The sequence below is a fragment of the Sabulicella glaciei genome (assembly GCF_026183895.1).
GTDB lineage: Bacteria > Pseudomonadota > Alphaproteobacteria > Acetobacterales > Acetobacteraceae > Roseococcus > Roseococcus glaciei.
Map to the genome: position 1 here is coordinate 50525 of NZ_JAPFQI010000009.1, position 20502 is coordinate 71026.

General features: G+C 71.0%; 25 protein-coding genes and 1 tRNA gene. 16 read left to right on the forward strand and 10 right to left on the reverse strand.

The annotated features are described in order from the left end of the window. Positions 1-9: 9 nt before the first annotated feature. On the reverse strand, positions 10-417 hold the full coding sequence (locus tag OF850_RS12690; protein ID WP_301590556.1) for a hypothetical protein: 408 nt from the start codon (positions 415-417) through the stop codon (positions 10-12). A 113-nt stretch (positions 418-530) separates the two neighbouring features. Here OF850_RS12690 and OF850_RS12695 point away from each other — a divergent pair, with 113 nt between their 5' ends. Further along, positions 531-1331 (forward strand): helix-turn-helix transcriptional regulator, encoded by an 801-nt coding sequence (locus OF850_RS12695; protein WP_301590558.1) that lies wholly within the window; start codon positions 531-533, stop codon positions 1329-1331. Between the two features lie 29 nt (positions 1332-1360). Here OF850_RS12695 and OF850_RS12700 read toward each other — a convergent pair whose 3' ends face one another. Beyond that, positions 1361-1609 (reverse strand): YjbH domain-containing protein, encoded by a 249-nt coding sequence (locus OF850_RS12700; protein WP_301590560.1) that lies wholly within the window; start codon positions 1607-1609, stop codon positions 1361-1363. A gap of 137 nt (positions 1610-1746) precedes the next feature. Here OF850_RS12700 and OF850_RS12705 point away from each other — a divergent pair, with 137 nt between their 5' ends. The 6 genes from OF850_RS12705 to OF850_RS12730 all read left to right on the forward strand — a co-directional run bounded on the left by OF850_RS12705 (position 1747) and on the right by OF850_RS12730 (position 4417). Next, positions 1747-1968 carry a hypothetical protein gene (locus tag OF850_RS12705; RefSeq protein ID WP_301590561.1) on the forward strand — a complete coding sequence of 74 codons (222 nt, stop codon included), beginning with the start codon at positions 1747-1749 and terminating at the stop codon, positions 1966-1968. Then, entirely contained in the window at positions 1902-2813 is a 912-nt protein-coding gene (locus OF850_RS12710) for a hypothetical protein (RefSeq protein ID WP_301590562.1), read from the forward strand. Before OF850_RS12705 ends, OF850_RS12710 begins: the two co-directional genes overlap by 67 nt. Beyond that, on the forward strand, positions 2720-2929 hold the full coding sequence (locus tag OF850_RS12715; protein ID WP_301590564.1) for a sugar transferase: 210 nt from the start codon (positions 2720-2722) through the stop codon (positions 2927-2929). The genes OF850_RS12710 and OF850_RS12715 overlap by 94 nt, the downstream gene beginning before the upstream one ends. Positions 2930-2984: 55 nt before the next feature. Next, positions 2985-3170 carry a sugar transferase gene (locus OF850_RS12720; protein WP_301590566.1) on the forward strand — a complete coding sequence of 62 codons (186 nt, stop codon included), beginning with the start codon at positions 2985-2987 and terminating at the stop codon, positions 3168-3170. A 377-nt stretch (positions 3171-3547) separates the two neighbouring features. Then, positions 3548-4042 (forward strand): HNH endonuclease, encoded by a 495-nt coding sequence (locus tag OF850_RS23690; RefSeq protein WP_368044689.1) that lies wholly within the window; start codon positions 3548-3550, stop codon positions 4040-4042. 99 nt (positions 4043-4141) lie between these two features. Then, entirely contained in the window at positions 4142-4417 is a 276-nt protein-coding gene (locus tag OF850_RS12730) for an RNA polymerase sigma factor region1.1 domain-containing protein (RefSeq protein WP_301590568.1), read from the forward strand. 101 nt (positions 4418-4518) lie between these two features. Here the strand turns inward: OF850_RS12730 and dnaQ are convergent, their stop codons facing one another. The 5 genes from dnaQ to OF850_RS12755 form a co-directional block, all read right to left on the reverse strand. After that, entirely contained in the window at positions 4519-5196 is a 678-nt protein-coding gene (dnaQ, locus tag OF850_RS12735) for a DNA polymerase III subunit epsilon (protein WP_301590569.1), read from the reverse strand. 111 nt (positions 5197-5307) lie between these two features. Further along, on the reverse strand, positions 5308-5907 hold the full coding sequence (gene coaE, locus OF850_RS12740; RefSeq protein WP_301590570.1) for a dephospho-CoA kinase: 600 nt from the start codon (positions 5905-5907) through the stop codon (positions 5308-5310). Further along, on the reverse strand, positions 5904-6707 hold the full coding sequence (locus OF850_RS12745; RefSeq protein WP_301590680.1) for a shikimate dehydrogenase: 804 nt from the start codon (positions 6705-6707) through the stop codon (positions 5904-5906). Before OF850_RS12745 ends, coaE begins: the two co-directional genes overlap by 4 nt. A 157-nt stretch (positions 6708-6864) precedes the next feature. Next, positions 6865-7293, reverse strand: a complete 429-nt coding sequence (locus tag OF850_RS12750; RefSeq protein ID WP_301590572.1) for a PaaI family thioesterase — start codon at positions 7291-7293, stop codon at positions 6865-6867. A gap of 3 nt (positions 7294-7296) precedes the next feature. Next, the gene (locus OF850_RS12755; RefSeq protein ID WP_301590573.1) at positions 7297-8043 is read right to left on the reverse strand and encodes a class I SAM-dependent methyltransferase; all 747 of its coding nucleotides are present in this window, start codon (positions 8041-8043) and stop codon (positions 7297-7299) included. Positions 8044-8109: 66 nt separating this feature from the next. Here OF850_RS12755 and mutM point away from each other — a divergent pair, with 66 nt between their 5' ends. The 7 genes from mutM (at position 8110) to gyrB (ending at position 16846) form a co-directional block, all read left to right on the forward strand. Next, the gene (mutM, locus tag OF850_RS12760) at positions 8110-9006 is read left to right on the forward strand and encodes a bifunctional DNA-formamidopyrimidine glycosylase/DNA-(apurinic or apyrimidinic site) lyase (protein WP_301590574.1); all 897 of its coding nucleotides are present in this window, start codon (positions 8110-8112) and stop codon (positions 9004-9006) included. Between the two features lie 8 nt (positions 9007-9014). Further along, on the forward strand, positions 9015-9788 hold the full coding sequence (locus OF850_RS12765; protein WP_301590575.1) for an enoyl-CoA hydratase: 774 nt from the start codon (positions 9015-9017) through the stop codon (positions 9786-9788). Positions 9789-9896: 108 nt separating this feature from the next. After that, positions 9897-10172 carry a 30S ribosomal protein S20 gene (gene rpsT, locus OF850_RS12770; RefSeq protein ID WP_301590576.1) on the forward strand — a complete coding sequence of 92 codons (276 nt, stop codon included), beginning with the start codon at positions 9897-9899 and terminating at the stop codon, positions 10170-10172. Between the two features lie 242 nt (positions 10173-10414). Further along, positions 10415-11878: a chromosomal replication initiator protein DnaA gene (gene dnaA / locus OF850_RS12775; RefSeq protein WP_301590681.1), complete on the forward strand. Its 1464-nt coding sequence runs from the start codon at positions 10415-10417 to the stop codon at positions 11876-11878. A 99-nt stretch (positions 11879-11977) separates the two neighbouring features. Then, positions 11978-13105: a DNA polymerase III subunit beta gene (gene dnaN / locus OF850_RS12780; protein ID WP_301590577.1), complete on the forward strand. Its 1128-nt coding sequence runs from the start codon at positions 11978-11980 to the stop codon at positions 13103-13105. Between the two features lie 113 nt (positions 13106-13218). Continuing rightward, the gene (gene recF, locus OF850_RS12785; RefSeq protein ID WP_301590578.1) at positions 13219-14361 is read left to right on the forward strand and encodes a DNA replication/repair protein RecF; all 1143 of its coding nucleotides are present in this window, start codon (positions 13219-13221) and stop codon (positions 14359-14361) included. 55 nt (positions 14362-14416) lie between these two features. After that, entirely contained in the window at positions 14417-16846 is a 2430-nt protein-coding gene (gene gyrB, locus OF850_RS12790) for a DNA topoisomerase (ATP-hydrolyzing) subunit B (protein ID WP_301590579.1), read from the forward strand. A gap of 50 nt (positions 16847-16896) precedes the next feature. Here gyrB and OF850_RS12795 read toward each other — a convergent pair. From OF850_RS12795 to OF850_RS12805, 3 genes are all read right to left on the reverse strand, one after another. Next, positions 16897-16972: transfer RNA gene (locus OF850_RS12795), tRNA-His, on the reverse strand. A gap of 42 nt (positions 16973-17014) precedes the next feature. After that, positions 17015-17338, reverse strand: coding sequence for an NIPSNAP family protein (locus tag OF850_RS12800; protein WP_301590580.1), 324 nt, complete (start codon positions 17336-17338; stop codon positions 17015-17017). Positions 17339-17419: 81 nt separating this feature from the next. Beyond that, positions 17420-18226: a ferredoxin--NADP reductase gene (locus tag OF850_RS12805; protein ID WP_301590581.1), complete on the reverse strand. Its 807-nt coding sequence runs from the start codon at positions 18224-18226 to the stop codon at positions 17420-17422. Positions 18227-18282: 56 nt separating this feature from the next. Between OF850_RS12805 and OF850_RS12810 the strand changes: the two genes are divergently transcribed. Both OF850_RS12810 and OF850_RS12815 read left to right on the forward strand, forming a co-directional pair. Beyond that, positions 18283-18987 (forward strand): GNAT family N-acetyltransferase, encoded by a 705-nt coding sequence (locus OF850_RS12810; RefSeq protein ID WP_301590582.1) that lies wholly within the window; start codon positions 18283-18285, stop codon positions 18985-18987. Positions 18988-19069: 82 nt separating this feature from the next. Then, entirely contained in the window at positions 19070-20443 is a 1374-nt protein-coding gene (locus OF850_RS12815; protein WP_301590583.1) for an esterase-like activity of phytase family protein, read from the forward strand. Positions 20444-20502: the final 59 nt, after the last annotated feature.

Below are 20502 nucleotides of genomic sequence, written 5' to 3' on the forward strand. Positions count from 1 at the left end.
GCCGGGCGCTCAGGCGGGATGGGCTTCCGCCGCGCCGCGCATCGCGGCCGCCTGCGCCGCGGCGAAGCCCGCCACCGCCGCGGCCTGGGCCAGCACGAAAACGGTGCCGAGGGCAGTGGGCGCGAGCCCCGCCAGGGCCGGGCCGAAGGCCAGCAGCGCGACGCTGTCCAGAACCCAGACCAGGTTCACGGCGATGATGGCCCGCACCGCGGCGCGCGGCGGCGCGGCGCTGCGCCCCACCCAGGCGACGAAGGCGGCATAGGGCAGCAGGGCCAGCCCCGCCACGCGCAGCAGGGCTTCCGGCAGGCTGAGAAGCCCGGCAATGGGCGCGCCGGCGAGCAGGAGGCCGGTGGCGGCGCTGGCCGCCGCGTCGCCCAGCAGGGCGAGGCGCAGGAAACGAGTGGGTCGAAGCGTCATGGCGTGAACTCCCGTGTTTCGAGCAACGGGACGACCCTTTCCCATCGCGCGGCGCAAAGCGATGACCTCGGAGGTCATCGCGACGCGGCGTTCTGCGGCCTATCCTCCCAGCCATGGCCCAGGCTCAACACCGTCCCGCCTCGCCGCCGCCCGTGGGGGCGATGCTGCGCGAATGGCGCCAGCGACGCCGCCGCTCGCAGCTGGATCTGTCGCTCGACGCCGCCGTGTCGCAGCGCCACCTGTCCTGCGTGGAAAGCGGCCGCGCCGCGCCGAGCCGCGAGATGGTGCTGCGCCTCGCGGCGGAGCTCGACGTGCCGCTGCGGGAGCGCAACGCGCTGCTGCTGGCCGCCGGCTTCGCCCCCGCCTTCCGCGAGCGCGGGCTTGACGACCCCGAGATGGCGGCCGCGAGCAAGGCGGTGGAGACGCTGCTCCACGCCCACATGCCGCACCCCGCCCTGGCCGTGGACCGGGGCTGGAACCTTGTTTCCGCCAATGCGGCGGTGACCGCCCTGCTCGGCGCCCTGGTGGACCCCGCGCTTCTGGCGCCGCCACTCAACGTGCTGCGCCTGTCCCTTGATCCCGGGGGGCTGGCGCCTCGCATCCGCAACCTGGCCGAATGGCGCGCCCACCTGCTGGAGCGGCTGCGGCGCGAGGTGGCCGCCAGCGCCGATGCCGGGTTGGCGGCGCTGCTGGCGGAGCTTTCCGCCCTACCGGCACCGGAGAGCGGTTCCGCCGCGCCGCAGGGCGGGATCCTGGTGCCGCTGGTGCTAGACACGCCCTCCGGCGTGCTGTCGCTGATCTCCACCACCACGGTCTTCGGCACGCCGGCCGAGGTGACGCTCTCTGAACTCGCGATCGAGACCTTCTTTCCGGCCGATGCGGAGTCGGCGGAACGGCTGCGCGCGATCGCCTAGCGCAGCAGCCAGTGCGCCCCGCGCTGCCATTACGCCGCGCGCCCGTCCCGCGCCATCTCCCAGAGCGGGCTGTGCACGGCGAGGCGCTGCCCGCCGTCGCGCTGGACGGGACGGATGTTCACCGCGGCGCGGGAGCGGGACTTGGCACCGAACAGGTCGAAGGGGATGCGGACGAAGATACCCTTGTCGAAGCTGCCCTCCCCGAAATCGCGGAAACGCACGTTGGTAAAGGTAGCGAAGCCGCCCACCTCGATGCCGCTCGAGAAGCGGCGCGACACCCTTCCGTTCCCAACCGCCCGCTGCTGTTGATCCTTCTCGCCCTGGCCGCGTCGGGGATGGTGGTACTGGTCATGGCGGCGCGCCTGTTGCTGCGCATGGGGGCCGCCACGCTGCAATATGCGGGGCGCTGAAATCGGTGCCGCCCTTCGCGGCGCTGCCGCTGGACCTGGCGCTGCCCGCCGCCGCGGCGTCGCTCGGCCTGGCCCTGCTGCTGGCGGAGGGCGGGCGCTTCACCTTGCATGCCGCGCTGGCCCTGCCGCTCGCCGCTGCGGGGCGCTGTGATCCTGGTGGGTGCTGGCCGCCGCCTGGAGTTCCTGGCCGGATGGCGCGGGCGAAGGACTGGCCGCGATGGTGCTGATGGAGCCGCCTATGCTGGCGGCGGGCCTGCTGGTGGGTGCGGTGGAGCCGGCGCGGGGCGCCCTGGCCGATGCGACGCTGGCGGCCGGCGCCCTGGTCGGCGCCGGTATCGCCTTCGGGCTGCTGACGGACAGCATCGTGTTCGGCGACGCGGTGGGCCAGGATCCGGAGCGCGCCCGCATGCCGTATCAGGTCGCGGGCCTCGCCACCGCCACCGCGGCTTCCCTGGCGGCGCTGCGCATGGTCATGACGTCCGGCGCGGCGCGGCTTGCCTGGGACGCGGCGGCGTTGCTGCTGGGCGCGGCGGTGCTGCTGCCGGGTGGGCGCGCGGCGTTCCTGGCGGCGGGGGCCGGCGCTGCCTTTGCGCCCGCGCTGTGGTTGGGCCGGCGCGAGCGGCTGGGCGCCGCGCTGCTTTGGCCGCTCGGCGTCGCGGTCGCAGGGATGCTCGCCCTGGCCGTGCTGCTGGCCGACCCGGGCCGCGCCGCTGCGCTGCTGACGCTGGAACGGCTAACGCGCCCGGAGGGAGGGCTGGACGGGACGCGGTGGGCTGCTGCTTTGGCTCGGCGCCTTTGGCGGCGGGGTGGCCGCCTTTCTCCTGCGCCTGCGCGCGACGGCGCCGCGCAGCGCCGCCGAGATCGCGGCGCTGACCCTGCCCGTCGCGGCGACGGTGATGGTTTCCACCGATCTCGGCAACCGCATGGCGTGATTCGCCCTGGGACTCATGCTCTCCGTCGCGATCACGGAGCGGCGCGATGTATAGGCGTCGCGGCAAGCGCGCGCTGGACCTGGCCGGAGCGGCGCTGCTGCTGGCCCTGCTGGCGCCCTTCCTGGCTGCCGCTGGGCTGAGCATGCTGCTGACCTCGGGGAGGCCGGTGCTGTTCCGGCAGCGCCGCGCGGGGCAGGATGGCGCGCCCTTCACCTTGCTGAAGCTGCGCACCCTGCGCGAGGGGACCGGGTCCTGACGCGGCGCGCCTGACGCGCTTCGGCCGCTTCCTGCGTGCGACAGCGCTGGACGAGATGCCGCAACTCATCAACATCCTGCGCGGCGAGATGTCCTTGGTCGGGCCGCGCCCGCTGCCGCTCGACTACCTGCCCCGCTACTCGCCGCGCGAGGCGACGCGGCTGCGCGTGCGGCCCGGCCTGTGCGGGCTGGCGCAGGCGCAGGGCCGCGACGCCGTGCCCTGGGATGCGCGGCTGGAATAGGACGCGCTACGTGGAGCGCGTGACGCTGGCGGGCGATGTCGGCATCCTCGCGCGCTGCTTGGCCGTCCTGCTGCGCGGGGAGGGGACGGGGTTCACGGAGCAGCTGCGCGAGCCGCGCTGACGGCTCATACCAAGTCCTGTTGATCAGAACCCATGGGCCCAGTCGCGGAGGCCGATGGGTTCTGATCAACAGGACTCAGTATTACATCTCTAGGACACGTTCCGCTAAAAGAGCGGAAAGCTCTCAGAGGCAGTCGGATGTCGAAGGGTTCCCATGGCTTCCCAAGCTGGGCAGCCCTCTACGCCGTGGTGCTGGACTGGGCCAAGACGCAGGAGGACTACGACACCGACTCACCGGCTGGTTGACGACGGACGGCATGCACCAGGGCCGCAACAAGGTTTACCAGCTAACCGAGCTTGGCCGAAAGACGCCCGGCTCTCCTGGTCAGATCCTTCTCGACGACCTCAAGGTGGATCTGCAAGCCGGTCAGCTTGAGGGTTCGACCGTCGAGGTACAGGAAAGGCGTCTTCTTCGCGTCAAGGCACTGGCCGAGACGTTCTACGGACGTCGAGCCGCACTGAAGCAGTTGTTCTGCGATCAATGTGACTTCGACCCCTCGGCCAAGGCGGCCGAGGCCGGGATTGAGGTCCGAAGCTTGTTCGACGTTCACCACAAGGTCCCCCTCCACCTTGGAGAGCGGCGGTCGACAGAGGACGACTTCGAACTCCTGTGTCCCACCTGCCATCGCTTCACCCACGCCAGAATGCGGGTGGCGGCGCTGCAGGTCAGAGGTGAGGGTCACAGGCGCAGGTCCAAGGCCAAGAGTGCCTCAGGTATTCATACGAACTCCCGCTGTTCCAAACCCATGTAGTGAAGCACGCCGCCAAGGGCCGGTGCGGTCGTCATCGGACAGCTCCGGCCCTTCGTGGTGGCCAACGCGGAAGTGTGCTTCGAGACAAAGGAGTAGGCCATGGCTGTCGATCCCATTCTCCGTCCCTGGAAGGCGCTCGTTGCCCTTGGTCGGCAGCGAGGCTACGTGACCCGGGCCGAGCTGCGCGAAGTCATCCCAGTCGGGACCTGGGGCGAGCAGTTCGAGGAGATCGCCGTCGGACTGCACGAGCAGGGAATCCGGATCGTCCCTGACGACGAGGCTGGGGGCGCAATGCCAGCCGCTGCGGGTCCTCCGCCGGGCCCCATTCCGGCGCCTGAGGCGCCGCTGAGCGACCGACAAAAGACGCCGCGTTAGACTTCGGAGAATTTGCTGGAAGGGGGTGACCCTCAAGCGTTGGGGAGATCCGCACCGAATGATCGTACCCTTTCATAGGTCGGGATCAGAGAGATTTGGTATCAGCCGCGCAGCCAGATCGCGTCCTTGACGGCGGAGGCCAGGAAGGCGCGATGCGCCTCCTCCTGCTCCGACGTCGGGATGATGGGCAGGGGCGTGCGCGGCTGCCGCTCCTCCTGCACCAGCGCGGCGACCATCGGCGCCTCGTCCAGCGCGAGGCCGCCCTGCCGGCCGCCGCGCAGCTCCAGATAGGCGGAGGCCAACAGGCGCACGTCGAGCAGCGCGTTGTGGGTCGTGCGCTCCGACAGGTCGATGCCGAAGCGGCGGCACAGCGCGTCCAGGCTGTTGGGCGCACCCGGGAAGCGCTCGCGCGCCAGCACCAGGCTGTCCACCATGCGCGCGGGGTCGAGCGGCGGGAGGCCGGCCCGCACCAGCTCCGCATCCAGGTGCTTGAAGTCGAAGGGCGCGTTGTGCGCGACGATAGGCGCGTCGGCCAGGAAATCCAGCATCTCCTGCGCCACGGCGGCGAAGAGCGGCTTGCCCTGCAGGTCGGCGCGGGTGAAGCCGTGCACGCGCGTGCTTTCCGGCGGCACGTCGCGCTGCGGGTCCACCAGCGTGTGGAAGTAGCGGCCCGTCGGCAGGAGGTTCACGAGCTCGATCGCCGCGATCTCGATGACGCGGTGGCCTTCCTCCGGCTCGAAGCCGGTGGTCTCGGTGTCGAGCACGATCTCGCGGGTCATGGTGCTGCCCTCAGGCGCCGGCTCCGCCGGCTTGGCTTGCGCGCCTCAGAGATGGGGCGCGGGTTGTCGGGTTGCGAGGCGCGCGGCTCGCCCCTTGGGCGCTCAGGTTCGTCACAGCCCCTCCTCCCGCAACAGGCGGCGCAGTTGGGCGACCGTGTGGAAGCGCGACAGGCCGGTGCGGACGACGTAGGTGGCGCGGCGGCGCTTCTCGGCGTCCGGCATCTGGCGGGCGCGGATCGCCTCCAGCCGCGCTGGCGTCATGCCGGGGCGGCGCAGGACGCGCTGCGCCTGCACCTCTGCCGGTGCGGAAACGACGAAGATGGCGTCGAAGGGAAGCAGGCTTTCGCGCGTCTTTCGCGTCTCGAACAGCAGCGGGATGTCCAGCACCGCCGCCTTCGCCCTCTGCGCGCGCGCGCGAGCCAGGAAGCGCGCCTCGGCCCGGCGCACCAGCGGGTGGACGATGCGCTCCAGCCGGGTCAGAGCCGCCGGGTCGGGCAGCACGGCGCGGCGCAGCGCCTCGCGGTTCACCGCGCCGTCGCGCACCGTGCCGGGAAATTCGCGTTCGATGGGCCACACCGCCGCGCCGCCCTTGGCCTGCAGCGCATGCACCGCCTCGTCCGCGTCGAAGACCGGGATGCGGTGGGAGCGGAAGACGCGGGCGGCGGTGGACTTGCCCATGCCGATGCCGCCGGTGAGGCCCCACACCTTCATCGCGGCGGAATGTCGGCGGCGACGGCCTCGCGCAGCGCGTCGTCCACCACCGGGTCGGGGCCGAACCAGGCGCGGAAGCCCGGCCGCGCCTGATGCAGCAGCATTCCCAGCCCATCCACGCCGCGCAGGCCGCGCCCGCGCGCCGCGCGCAGCAGCGCCGTTTCCAGCGGCACGTAGACGATGTCCGCCACCACCGCATGGGCGGGCAGGTGGGAGAGGTCCAGCTCCAGCGGCGGCTGCCCCGTCATGCCGAGGCTGGTCGCGTTCACGAGCAGCGCCGTTGTCTCCAACCCTGGATGCTCCGCGACCTCCACTGGCCCGCCCAGTGCCTCCGCGAGCGCCTCGGCGCGCGCGCGGGAGCGGTTGACGAGGGTGAGGCGCGGGCACCCCGCATCGAGCAGCGCCGCCGCGATGGCCCGCGCTGCGCCGCCCGCCCCCAGCACCACGGCAGGGCCGAAAGCGGGGTCGTGGCCCCCGAGCGACTGGAGGAAGCCGTAGCCATCCGTGCAGTCGCCTTCGATCCCCTCCTCGCGGAAGATCAGCGTGTTCACCGCCCCGGCGCGGCGCGCGCGGGGGGTGAGCGCATCGGCCAGGGCGAATGCCGCCTCCTTGTGCGGAATGGTGACGTTGCAGCCACGGAACCCGGCGAGGCGCAGCCCGTGCATCGCCTCGGCGAAATGCTCCGGCCGCACCGGCAGCGGCACATAGGCCGCGTCCAGCCGGTGCCGCGCGATCCAGTGCCCATGGAGACGCGGCGATCGCGAATGCGCCACCGGCCAGCCCGTCACCCCGGCCAGCATTGCCTTGCCGGTCAGCGGCACAGCCGATCCCCGCCGCACGGCCAAGGCCGTCCGGCCGCAACGCGGTCGGCGCCGACAGACCAACTGATCAGCCGGCGCAGCAGGGGCGCGGCGAAGCCCGGCGGCCGGGGGCCGCGCCCGGCGCCTGAGGGCACAATCAAATGGCGACGCTCGGAACGAGCGTCGCCTGCATGGCGGCGCAGAGCACCTCTGCCCCATCCTCGCCGCGCATCCACACCTCGGCGCGGGCCACGGTGAGGGTGCGGCCGGGCTTCAGCACCTCGGCACGGGCGATGGCGAGCATGCCGCGCGCGGGGCGCAGGAAGTTCACCTTCAGCTCGGCCGTCAGCACTTCCTGCCCCGCGGGTAACAACGACAGGGTGGCGTAGCCGCAGGCATTGTCGGCCAGCGTCGTCAACACTCCGGCATGGAGGAAGCCGTGCTGCTGCGTCATCGTCTTGCGGAACGGCGCCTCGATCACGCAGCGTCCCGGCCGCACCTCGGCGATGCGCGCCTCGATCACGCGCATCAGCCCCTGCTGCGCAAAGCTCGCCTCGATGCGGCGCTGCAGTTCCTCATGGGCCATGCGTCAAAGCTTCCAGCCGGTGTGGAGGGCGACGATGCCGCCCGACAGGTTGCGATAGGCCACCCGCTCCAGCCCCGCCTCGCGCATCATCGCAGCCAGGGTCTCCTGGTCGGGGAAGGTGCGGATGCTTTCGGCGAGGTAGCGGTAGCTCTCGGCATCGCCGGCCAGGCGCTGGCCCATGCGCGGCAGCACCTTGAAGCTCCAGGCGTCGTAGAGCGGCTCCAGTGCCGAAACCTCCAGGCGGGAGAATTCCAGCACATGCGCCCGCCCGCCGGGCTTCAGCACGCGCCGCATCTCGCGAAGCACCGCGCCCTTGTTGGTGCAGTTCCGGAGTCCGAAGGCCATGGTGATCTTGTGGACGGAGGAATCGGGCAGCGGCAGCCGCTCCGCATCGGCGCACACGAAGTCGAGCCCGGCGACGAGGCCGCGCTCCGCCGCCCGGTCGCGCCCCACCCGCAGCATCTCGTCGTTGATGTCGGAGCAGAGGACACGCCCCGCCCCGCGCTGCAGCGCCAGGAAGGAGATGTCGCCCGTCCCGCCCGCGAGGTCGAGCAGGGTCTCGTTCGGGCGCGGCGCCACGGCGTTGATCAGGATGCGCTTCCACACGCGATGGATGCCGAGCGACATGGCATCGTTCATCAGGTCGTAGCGCGGGGCCACGCTGTCGAAGACGCGGCGGACCAGCCCCGCCTTTTCCCCGGCCGGGACCTCGCGGAAGCCGAAATCGGTGGTGCGGTCGTCGGATGTCATGCCCCGCCAGCATAGGGGGGACGGGACGCCCTTGCCACCCGCGCCGCCCCGCGCCAAACCGCCCCGATGCCCGAGCTCCCGGAGGTCGAGACGGTGATGCGCGGCCTCGACGCCGTGCTGACCGGAGAGGTGATCCGCACCGCCGAGACGCGGCGCGACGGGTTGCGCTGGCCCTTCCCGAACGGCATGGCCGCGGCGCTGCAAGGCGCGCGGGTGGAGGGGTTCCGGCGGCGCGGCAAGTACATGCTGATGCGGCTGGCGGACCGGCCCACCCTGCTGATCCACCTGGGCATGTCCGGGCGCATGGTGGCCCGTCGCCTGGGCGCGCCGCCCGTCCCGTCCCTGGGCAGGCAGGGTGCCGCCTCCGACGCGCGCGGCCACAACAACCCGCCCGAGGCGCACGAGCATGTCGTGCTGGAAACGGAAGGCGGCTGGCGCGTCGGCTTCGTGGACCCGCGCCGCTTCGGGTGCATGGACTTTGCCCCGCGCGAGGCGGAGGACAGCCACCCCCTCCTCGCCGGCATGGGGCCGGAGCCGCTGGAAGAGGCGTTCGACGTCGCGGTGCTGGAAGCGGCCCTGGCCGGGCGGCGCACCCCGATCAAGGCGGCGCTGCTGGACCAGCGCATCGTGGCCGGGCTGGGCAACATCTACGTGTGCGAGGCGCTGTTCCGCGCCGAGATCGCGCCCACGCGCCTCGCCACCACCGTGCCGGGCCCGGACGCCGCGCGGCTGGTGCCCGCGATCAAGGCGGTGCTGGCGGAGGCCATCGCGGCCGGCGGCTCCTCCCTGCGGGACTACGTGCGTGCGGATGGCGAGGTCGGCTTCTTCCAGGAGCGCTTCGACGTCTACGACCGCGAGGGGCAGCCCTGCCGCCTTTGCCCGGGGCCGGATGGCTGCCCCGGCATCGCCCGGCTTGTGCAGTCTGGCCGTTCGACCTTCTACTGCCCGCAAACCCAGAGATAAGGACGCCCATGGCCTTCGAGATGATCCTGACCGAGACGCATGGCCGCACGGCCCTGATCCGCCTCAACCGCCCGCAGGCGCTGAATGCCCTGTGCGACGGGCTGATGGCCGAGATGGCCGAGGCGCTGGCCGGGTTCGACCGGGACGACAACATCGCGGCCATCGTCATCACGGGCAGCGAGAAGGCCTTCGCTGCCGGCGCCGACATCAAGGAGATGAAGGACCGCACCTTCCCTGGCGTGCTGGCCGAGGACTTCATCGGCAAGTGGGAGGCGGTGACGACGATCCGCAAGCCGGTGATCGCGGCCGTGTCCGGCTTCGCCCTGGGGGGCGGCTGCGAGCTGGCGATGATGTGCGACATGATCATCGCGTCCGACACGGCGAAGTTCGGCCAGCCGGAGATCAACCTCGGCATCATCCCCGGCGCCGGCGGCACGCAGCGCCTGACCCGCGCCGTGGGCAAGAGCAAGGCGATGGACCTGGTGCTGACCGGCCGCATGATGGACGCGCAGGAGGCGGAGCGCGCCGGCCTTGTCGCCCGCATCGTCCCGGCGGCCGACCTCCTCGCCGAGGCGCTGAAGGTCGCGGAGAAGATCGGCCAGTTGTCCGGCCCCTCCGTCGCCACGGCCAAGCAGGCGGTCAACGTCGCCTTCGAGACGACGCTGCGCGAGGGGGTGCGCTTCGAGCGCGGCGTGTTCTACGCCCTCTTCGCCACGGAGGATCAGAAGGAGGGCATGGGCGCCTTCGCCGAGAAGCGGAAGCCGGCCTTCCGCAACCGCTAGGGCGCCGCGTGCTTGACGCGGCGGGGCAGGGGTCCTAGAACCCCGGCCTCCCGCGACGGGCACGCCCGCCGCCCCCGTACACCCGAGAAGCAAGTTCACCGATCGCCCATGGCCAACACCGCTTCCGCGCGCAAGCGCATCCGCCAGACCGAGAAGCGCACCGAGCGCAACCGCATGCGCCGCTCGCGCGTGCGGACCTTCCTGCGGAAGGTTGAGCTGGCCCTGGCCGGTGGCGACAAGGAAGGCGCGCAGACCGCCTTCCAGGCGGCGGCGCCGGAGATGCAGCGCGCCGTTTCCAAGGGTGTGCTGCACCGCAACACCGTGGCCCGCAAGCTGTCCCGCCTGTCCGCCCGTATCAAGGCGGCCGCGGTCAAGACGGCCTGATTCCAACCAACTAACCATCTGCGAAGCTGCAATCACCGGTAAGCCATCTGGCTTTCCGGTGCTTTCGCTTGCCTGCGCTGTAACCTTTCTGAAACGCGTCTTGTTTGCCACAGGTGTGGCCTCTCCCCGTTATCCACAGGGGGTAGGCGTTTTTTTCCGGGGCCGGACGCGTTAGCCTGACCAGGAGGGACCCTTGGCATGTTGCCGAAGGGTGGTGCTGTCGAAAGGGGCCGATGAGCGGAATGGAGACAGCGCCGGACGATTTTTCCCGTCCTGGGACCGAAGCGGTTTCCGTCGCGGCCGGTGACCTTGCCACCGCCTGGGCGCGCATCCGCGGCCGGCTGCGGCAGGAAGTGGGGGATGTCGAGTACCGGACCTGGCTGCGCCAGATGACGCTGGGTGGCATCGAGGACGGCACCGCCCTCGTTTCCCTGCCGACCCGCTTCCTGCGCGACTGGGTGCGCGACCATTACGGCGACCGTCTGCGCCTGCTGGTCCAGGCCGAGATGCCGGGGCTGCGCGGGGTCGAGCTTCGCGTCGCCTCTGCCCGCCCTGCCACGGCCGAGGCCGCCGCCCCCGCCGCCGAGATGCCGCTGGCCGAGAGCCTCCTGGCCCCGCCCGCGCCGCCTGTTCCTGCCATGCCGGCGGCCGCCGCCGGCAATGGGGCGGGGGGGAATGAGTGGGTCGCGCCGCTCGACCCGCGCTACACCTTCGACACCTTTGTGGTGGGCAAGCCCAACGAGTTCGCCCATGCCTGCGCCCGCCGCGTCGCCGAGGCGCCGGCCGTGGCCGGGTTCAACCCCCTCTTCCTGTATGGCGGGGTGGGGCTGGGCAAGACGCACCTGATGCACGCCATCGCCTGGGCGCTGCGCGAGGGAAACCCGCAACTTCCGGTCGCCTACATGTCGGCCGAGAAGTTCATGTATCGCTTCATCGCCGCGCTGCGCTCGCACAACACGACGGAGTTCAAGACCCAGCTCCGTTCCGTGCAGGTGCTGATGGTGGACGACCTGCAGTTCCTGATCGGCAAAGACAACACGCAGGAGGAATTCTTCCACACCTTCAACGCGCTGATCGACGCCGGCAAGCAGATCATCCTGTCCGCCGACAAGGCGCCGACCGACCTGTCGGGCATCGAGGACCGCCTGCGGACCCGGCTTTCCGCCGGCATCGTGGCCGACCTGCACGCCACCACCTACGAGTTGCGCCTGTCGATCCTCCAGGCCAAGGCGCATGATGCCGGGGTGGAAATCCCGCCGCGGGTGCTGGAATTGCTGGCCCGCAAGATCGCCTCCAACGTGCGCGACCTGGAGGGGGCGCTGAACCGCATCGTCGCCCATGCCCAGCTCTTCGGGCGGCCGATCACGCTGGAAACGGCGCCGGAGGTCCTGGCGGACATCCTGCGCTCCCACGACCGCAAGCTCTCCATCGACGACATCCAGCGCAAGGTGGCCGAGCATTACAACATGCGCCTGACGGAGATGGCCTCGGCCCGCCGCTCCCGCGCCGTGGCGCGGCCGCGCCAGGTGGCGATGTTCCTGTCCAAGCAGCTGACCCAGCGCTCCCTGCCCGAGATCGGCCGGAAATTCGGCAACCGGGACCACACGACGGTGCTGCACGCGGTGAACAAGGTGACCGAGCTCATGGAGGCGGATGCCGCCTTCGCCGAGGAGGTCACGCTGATCCGCAAGATGCTCGAGACCTGAAGCGGGGGGAGGGGGGCCGCGCGCCCCTTGGGGCCGCGGGGCCTCCCTGCTAAAGGGAATCCGGAAAATCAGCACGAGAAGCCTGGGGGACAGGGCACCATGAAGTTCAGCGTCGAGCGCGCCATCCTGCTCAAGGCCCTGGCCCACACGCAGTCGGTGGTGGAGAAGCGCAACACCATCCCCATCCTCGCCAATGTCCTGCTGGATGCGCGCGAAGGCGGGCTGAAGCTGACCGCGACCGACATGGAGATCGCCATCGTCGAGGAGGTGCCCGGCGTGCAGGTCAGCCGCCCCGGCCGCACCACCGCCCCGGCCGCGACGCTGTACGAGATCGTCCGCAAGCTGCCTGACGGCGCGACGATCGAGCTGGACCACAAGGGCGGCGACGCCCCCCTGGCCCTGCGCGCGGGCCGCTTCCAGACCAGCCTGTCCGTCCTCCCTGTCGAGGATTACCCGGCCATGACCGAGGGGGCGCTGCCCCACGGCTTCCGGCTGGAGGCGGCGCGGCTGCGCGGCCTGATCGATCGGACGCGCTTCGCCATCTCGACGGAGGAGACGCGCTACTACCTGAACGGCATCTACCTCCACGCCGCCGAGGTGGAGGGCCGCAAGGTCCTGCGCGCCGCCGCGACGGACGGGCACCGCCTCGCCCGCGTCGAGGAGGACCTGCCGGAGGGCGCGGGCGGGATGCCCGGCGTCATCGTCCCCCGCAAGACCGTGGCCGAGCTGCGCAAGCTGGCCGAGGAAACGCGCGACGAGATCGAGGTCCGCCTTTCCGAAACCAAGATCTCCTTCCGGATCGGCTCCGTCGTGCTCACCTCCAAGCTGATCGACGGCACCTTCCCGGATTACGAGCGCGTCATTCCCAAGGCGAATGACAAGGTGATGGAGGTGGACACCAAGGGCTTCGCCCAGGCGGTGGACCGCGTGGCCGCCATCTCCAGCGAGCGCTCCCGCCCGGTGAAGCTTTCCCTCGGCAAGGACTACCTGGAACTGACGGCCAACAGCGCCGAGGCCGGCAATGCGCGCGAGGAGCTGGACGGGGACCTCGTCCGCTACGATGCCACGCCGCTGGAGATCGGCTTCCAGGCCCGCTACCTCGCCGACATCACGGGCCAGGTCGGCGAAACGCTGGTCTTCCGCTTCTCCGACGGCTCCGCCCCCACGGTGGTGCAGGACAAGGCGGATGACGGCGCGCTCTATGTCCTGATGCCGATGCGGGTCTGACGCCGACGGCCTTGCTGCGAAACGAAGCGGGGATCCCCATATACGGGCCTTGATCCTCGCAACGGGCGCCACCCGGCGGAGCCACGCTTCGCCGGGCCGCCAAAGGCGTCTGGTTGGACATTTCCGCTGATCTTCCCGTTCCCCGCCTCACCCGGCTGCGGCTGACCCGGTTCCGCTCCTACCTCGCGGCGGAGTTCCGGCTGGGCGGACGCCTCGTGCTGCTCACCGGGCCGAACGGCGCCGGCAAGACCAACCTCCTGGAGGCGATCAGCCTGCTCGCCCCGGGGCGGGGGCTGCGGGGCGCGCGGCTGGCCGATGTCGCGATGCGCGGCGCCCCCTCCTGGGCCGTGTCCGGCCGCTTCGAGGACGGGTCCGGCGGGTTCGAGGTCGGCACCGGCGCGCTGGACGAGGCCACGGCGGAGCGCCGTGCCTTCCGGCTGGATGGCGAGAAGCTTCCGACCCAGGCCGAGCTGGCGGAACGCCTCGCCATGGTCTGGCTGACGCCGCAGCAGGACCGGCTGTTCGGCGACCCGGCCAGCGCGCGGCGCCGCTTCCTGGACCGCCTCGTCCTGGCCTTCGAGCCGCGCCACGCGCGCGAGGTCGGTGCCTATGAGCGCGCCATGGCCCATCGCAACCGCCTCCTCGCCGAAGGCGGGGCCGACCCGGCTTGGCTGGGCGGGCTGGAGGAGGCGCTGGCCCGGCACGGCACCGCCATCGCCGCGGCGCGGCGGGCGCTGGTGGGGCGGCTGGGCCAGGCGTTGGAAGGTGGGGTGGCCGGGGCCTTCCCGGCCGCGCGCCTCGCCCTGGAATGCCCGGCGGCCACCCTGCTGGACACCATGCCCGCGCTGGAGGCCGAGGAGGCGCTGCGGGAGGGCTTGCGCGACGGGCGGCGGCGCGACGCGGCGGCGGGGGCCACCCTCACAGGCCCGCACCGCGCCGACCTGCTCTTCACCCACGCGGAGAAGGACCTGCCCGCCTCCCTGTGCTCCACGGGGGAGCAGAAGGCGCTGCTGGTTTCCACCGTCCTGGCCCATGCCGGGCTGATGGCGGCGCTGCGCGGCACCGCCCCCCTCCTGCTGCTGGACGAGGCGGGGGCACATCTGGATGCGGGGCGCCGGCGGGCCCTGGTCGGGGCGCTCGCCGCCCTGCCTGTGCAGGCCTTCCTCACGGGGACAGAGGCCTCGGCCTTCGCGGGGACGGAAATCGAGCATTTCCTTGTCGAATCGGGGGAAATCCGACGGGCCCCCCTGCCGTAACGCCCCCTGCAATGCCATATATGGATTGGTTTTTTGGCAGGTTCCCCCTTCCTCGATGAGCGACATCTCCCCCATCCCGAACGGTGACGCCTATACCGGCGAGTCCATCCAGGTCCTGCGCGGCCTGGAGGCGGTGCGGAAGCGCCCCGGCATGTATATCGGCGACACGGATGACGGCTCGGGCCTGCACCACATGGCCTTCGAGATCATCGACAACTCGGTGGACGAGGCGCAGGCCGGCTATGCCAGCCGGGTGGACGTGGTGCTGAACGGCGATGGCAGCGTCACCGTGCGCGACGACGGGCGCGGCATTCCGGTAGACATCCACCACGAGGAGGGGGTGAGCGCGGCCGAGGTGGTGCTGACGCGCCTCCATGCCGGCGGCAAGTTCAACCAAAATTCCTACAAGGTCTCGGGCGGCCTGCACGGCGTCGGCGCCGCGGTGGTGAACGCCCTGTCCGAATGGATGGAGGTCCGCATCCGCCGCGAGGGCAAGGAGCACTTCATCCGCTTCGAGCACGGCGACACGGTGGAGCCGCTGCGCGTGGTGGGCGAGCAGGGCGACCGCTCCAACGGCACGGAAGTCACCTTCAAGCCCTCCGCCGGCACCTTCACCAAGACCGAGTACGACTTCGCGGTGCTGGAGCGGCGGTTGCGCGAACTCGCCTTCCTGAACAGCGGGCTGCGGATCTCCCTGCGCGACGACCGGCACGTCCCGGCGCAGGAGGCGGAGTTCTGCTTCGAGGGCGGTCTGCGCGCCTTCGTGGAGTGGCTGGACAAGGGCAAGGAGCCGCTGTTCAAGCCGCCCATCAGCGTGACCGCCAAGGAAGGCGAGGGGATCCGCGTCGAGCTGGCGATGTGGTGGACGAGCAGCCCGCGCGAGGTGATGCTCTGCTTCACCAACAACATCCCGCAGCGCGACGGCGGCACGCACCAGGCCGGATTCCGGCAGGCGCTGACCCGCGTCGTGGCGAAATACGCCGAGGACTACGCCAAGAAGGAGAAGGTGGACCTCGTCGGCGACGACATGCGCGAGGGCCTGACCTGCGTCCTGTCGGTGAAGGTGCCGGACCCGAAGTTCAGCTCCCAGACCAAGGACAAGCTCGTCTCCTCCGAGGTGCAGCCCGTGGTGCAGATGGCCGTCGCCGACGCGCTGTCCCACTGGTTCGAGACGCATCCCAAGGAGGCGAAGCACGTCCTCGACCAGGTCGTGCTGTCCGCCGTGGCGCGCAAGGCGGCGCAGCTGGCGCGGGAGAAGGTGGGGCGCAAGAACGCGCTCGACATCTCGACCCTGCCCGGCAAGCTGGCCGACTGCCAGGAGAAGGACCCGACGAGGAGCGAGATCTTCATCGTCGAGGGCGACTCGGCCGGTGGCTCCGCGAAGCAGGGGCGCAACCGCGCCAACCAGGCCATCCTGCCGCTGAAGGGCAAGATCCTGAACGTGGAGCGGGCGCGCATCGACAAGATGCTCAGCAGCGCCGAGATCGGCACGCTGATCACGGCGCTGGGCACGGGCATCGGCCCGGGCGACCCCAACAAGGGCGGGTTCTCGGCCGACAAGCTGCGCTACCACAAGATCGTCATCATGACGGACGCGGACGTGGACGGCTCCCACATCCGCACGCTGCTGCTGACCTTCTTCTTCCGCCAGATGCCCGAGCTGATCGAGCGCGGGCACCTGTTCATCGCGCAGCCGCCGCTCTACCGCGCCAAGCGCGGGCAGGAGGAGCGCTACCTGAAGGATGACCGCGCGCTGGAGGACTACCTGCTGGAGAAGGCGGGGCATGGCGCGCGGCTGATCCTGGGCGATGGGCGCGAGGCTTCGGGCGACGACCTCGCCGCCGAGGCGGAGCGCCTGCGCCAGGTCGCTTCCCGCATCCGCCGCCTCGCCGCCGAGGTGCCGACGGAGATCGTCGAGCAGGCGGCGCTGGCCGGGGTGCTGACGCCCGACGGGCAGCGTGCCCTGGAAGGTGCGCCCGACCTTGCGGCGCGGCTGGATGCCATGGCACCCGCGGCCGAGCGAGGCTGGAAGGTGACGGTGGACGAGGCCGGCATCCACATGCACCGCGTCGTGCGCGGCGTGGCGGAGCGCCACCACCTGACCGCCGCCGCCCTGCGCTCCGCCGAGGCACGCTGGCTGGACGAGCGGCGGGACGCGCTGCGGGCCGATTACGGGGTGGGCGCGAAGCTGGCGCTGGAGGCCAGCGAGACGCCGCTGCACGGCCCGCTGGCGGCGCTGGAGCGCCTCCTGGCCCAGGGCCGCAAGGGGCTGACCATCCAGCGCTTCAAGGGCCTGGGCGAGATGAACCCCGACCAGCTCTGGAAGACCACGCTGGACCCGGCGGTGCGGACGCTGCTCCAGGTGCGCGTGGACGACGCCGAGGATGCGGAAAGCGTCTTCTCGACCCTGATGGGCGACGTGGTGGAGCCGCGGCGCGAGTTCATCGTCGGCAACGCGCTGAAAGTGGCCAACCTCGACGTGTGAGGTCCCTCAAGGCGAAAGCCCCGCCCGAGGAAAACCTCGGGCGGGGCTTTTGGGGCGATCGACGGGACTCGAACCCGCGACATCCAAGACCACAACCTGGCGCTCTACCACCTGAGCTACGACCGCCGCAGTGGGGCGCTGGATAGTCCCCGCGCCCCCGAGCGTCAACTACTCCTCCCAGCGAACCTTCGTGAAGTCGGCGGGCATCAGCAGCTTGCTTTCCTGGGTGGCGATGAAGGGCCGCACCTTCGCCAGGTAGTCCAGCCAGTTCTGCTGCTGAAACAGCTTGGCGCGGCGCTCGGCGCGCTCCTCGAAGGATTCATAGGCCCACATGTGGATCACCTGGTTCAGCGGCCCGAACTCGGTAGTGTAGTAGCCGACGAGACGGCCCAGGATGGGCTTCTGGATGGCCAGCCCCTCGGCGGCGTAGGCCTTCACGTAGTTCCCGATCGTGCCGGGGTGCATGGTGTAGATGCGCTGCTCGACGATCATCGTCCTCTCCCTCGCTGGCCGGTGCTCCCGGCGCTTCCCGTTCTGGCAGGAAGCGCCCGCGTCGCGGAGAGGGGGGCAGCGCTATTTCGTGACGAAGGCCTTCTCCACCACGAAGGTGCCCGGCTCGCTGTTGTTGCCCTCGACGAAGCCGCGGGCTTCCAGCAGCGCCTTGCAGTCGGCGTTCATCGCCTCGCTGCCGCAGATCATCACCCGGTCCTTGGAGGGGTCGAGGGGCTCGACGCCCGCCTCGCGCTCCGCAGCGCCCGTCTCCAGGCGGGCGGTGATGCGGCCCTGCACCGGGAAGGGCTCGCGCGTCACGGCGGGCAGGTAGACCAGCTTCTCGCGCACGAACTCGCCCAGCAGCTCGTCGTCGCGCAGCGCGCCGATGATGTAGTCGCGATAGGCCAGTTCCTTCACCTCGCGCACCGTGTGCGCCAGGATGACGCGGTCGTAGCGCTCGTACACCTCCGGGTCGCGGATCAGCGACATGAAGGGGGCGATGCCGGTGCCCGTCGCCAGGAACCAGAGGTTCCGGCCGGGCAGGAGGTTGTCCGGGATCAGCGTGCCCACAGGCTTGCGGCCGATCAGCACCTTCTCGCCCACCTGGATGTGCTGGAGGCGGGAGGTGAGGGGACCGTCCTGCACCTTGATGGACAGGAACTCCAGCGTTTCCTCCCAGGCCGGGGACACCATGGAATAGGCCCGCACCAGCGGCTTGCCGTTCACCACCAGCCCGATCATCGCGAACTGGCCCGAGGTGAAGCGCAGGGCCGGGTCGCGCGTGCAGGTGAATGAGAACAGGCTGCCGGTCCAGTGATGGACGGACAGCACCTCCTCGGCGAAGAAGCCGGGGGGGGCGGCGGCGATCGGGTCGTAGGCGGTGTCCATGGCAACCGGGTTTTGCGGCCCGTGACGCCGGCGCGCAAGCGGGGCAACCTACCGCCATGGAATACCAGCCCCCCGCCGACCCGGCGACCGACCCGCCCGTGGGGCCGGTGGTGGACGCGACGCCCCGTCCCATCCCGGCCCGCATCCCGCATCATGGCCGTTCCGTCCAGCTGGAACCGCTGCATGTCCGCCACGCGGCGGAACTCTGGCAGGCGGCGCAGGCGGATCGTTCGGGGGGCGGCTGGGCCTATCTGGGCTACGGGCCCTTCGCCGACGCGGCTGCGATGCGCGCCCATGTCGCCGCCTTCGCCGCCCAGCACGACCCGATGGCCTGGGCGGTGCGCCCGCACGCGACGGGCACCGTGGATGGCTGGCTGACCCTGATGGAGATCCACCCCTCCCAGGCGCATATCGAGCTGGGCCATATCTGGTTCTCGCCGCGCATGCAGCGCACCCGCGCGGCGACGGAGGCGATGTTCCTGCTGATGCGCCACGCCATGGACGATCTCGGCTACCGGCGCCTCACCTGGAAATGCAACGCGCTGAACGCCCCCTCGCGCCGGGCCGCCGCGCGGCTGGGCTTCACCTATGAAGGGACGCTGCGCGCGCATCTTCAGGTGAAGGGGCGGCGCCGCGACACCGCTTGGTTCTCCATCCTGGAGGAGGAGTGGCCGTTGCGCCGCGCGGCCATCGAGGCCTGGTTGGACGACGCGAACTGGGATTCCGACGGGCGCCCGAGGGCCTCGCTGCGGCAGGTTTGACCGCGCTGACACGGCGGCGTCACGGCGCTGCAACAGGGAGGCGATAGGCGACGCCCGGTTTTCAACGAACCGGGAGAAGTTGATGCGCCGAATCCTCCTCGCCACCGTGGCGAGCCTTGCCCTTTCGCTGCCTGTCCTGGCCGACCAGCGCTTCGAGGCGACGCTGGCCGGGCAGGCCGTCCTGCCGGGCGCGACCTTCCTGCCGCCCCCCGCCGACGCGCCAGAATATTTCCACCTGTCCGGCCGCTTCACCGGCGCGGCGCGGAACGAGGCGGCGGGCAGCGTCCCCTCCGTGAGCCTGCCGGGCTATGGCGCGCGCGCGACCGGGCTGTCGCTGCCCTTCCGGGGCCAGCCGCTCCAGGGCTTCTCCGGCATCAAGCCGGCGGGTGACGGCGCCTACTGGGTGACGGGCGACAACGGCTTCGGCAACCGTCGCAACTCCCCCGACGCGATGCTGATGATCCATCGCGTCCGCCCCGACTTCCAGGCCGGCGGCGTGGCGGTGGAGCGCACGATCTTCCTGTCCGACCCGAACCGCGTCGCGCCCTTTCCCGTAGCGACGGAGGCGACCTCCAGCCGCTACCTGACCGGCGCCGATTTCGACCCCGAGAGCCTGCAGCCCCTGCCGGACGGCACCTTCTTCGTCGGCGAGGAATTCGGCCCCTACCTGCTGCATTTCGACGGCGAGGGCCGCCTGCTGCGTGTCGTCGAGACGCGGCTGGATGGCGAGGTTCTGCGCTCGCCGGACCACCACGCCCTGTCCATCCCGGCCCAGCCCGGTGCGGCCATTCCGTTCCGCGCCCGCCGCTCGGGCGGCTACGAGGGCCTCGCCCTGACGCCCGATGGCCGCACCGCCTGGGCGATGCTTGAGCAGCCGCTCTTCGCCGCCGGGGAGAACCGTCCGGAGGGCGCCTTCCTGCGCGTGCTGGAATTCGATGTGGGCCGCATGGAGTGGACGGGCCGCACCGCACGGTTCCGCCTTGCGGAGGGCGCGACGGCGATCGGCGACTTCAACTTCATCGACGAGCGCCGGGCCCTCGTGATCGAGCGCGACAATGGCGAGGGCGACCCTTCTCTGGCCTGCGCCGCGGGCGTGGAATCCACGCATGAGCGCCCCTGCTTCGCCAACCCGGCGCGGCTGAAGCGGATCACGCTGGTGGACATGGGCAGCACGGATGCGGAGGGCTTCGTCCGCAAGATCGGCCATGTGGACCTGATGGCGATCCGCGACCCCGAGCGCATCGCGCGCCAGCGCGGCGACCGCGCCCCCAGCGCCAGCGAGACGGTGCTGGGCTTCCCCTTCTTCACCATCGAGAATGTCGCGATGGTGGATGCGGATCACATCATCGTCGGCAACGACAACAACCTGCCCTTCAGCGCCGGCCGCCACCTTTCGCGGGTGGACGACAACGAGCTGGTGCTGCTGCGCGTGCCGGAACTGCTTCGCGCCCGCTGACTTGCGCCGCCTGCGGGGGGAAGACATAGACTGACCGAGGCCCTTCTCCCCCGCAGGAT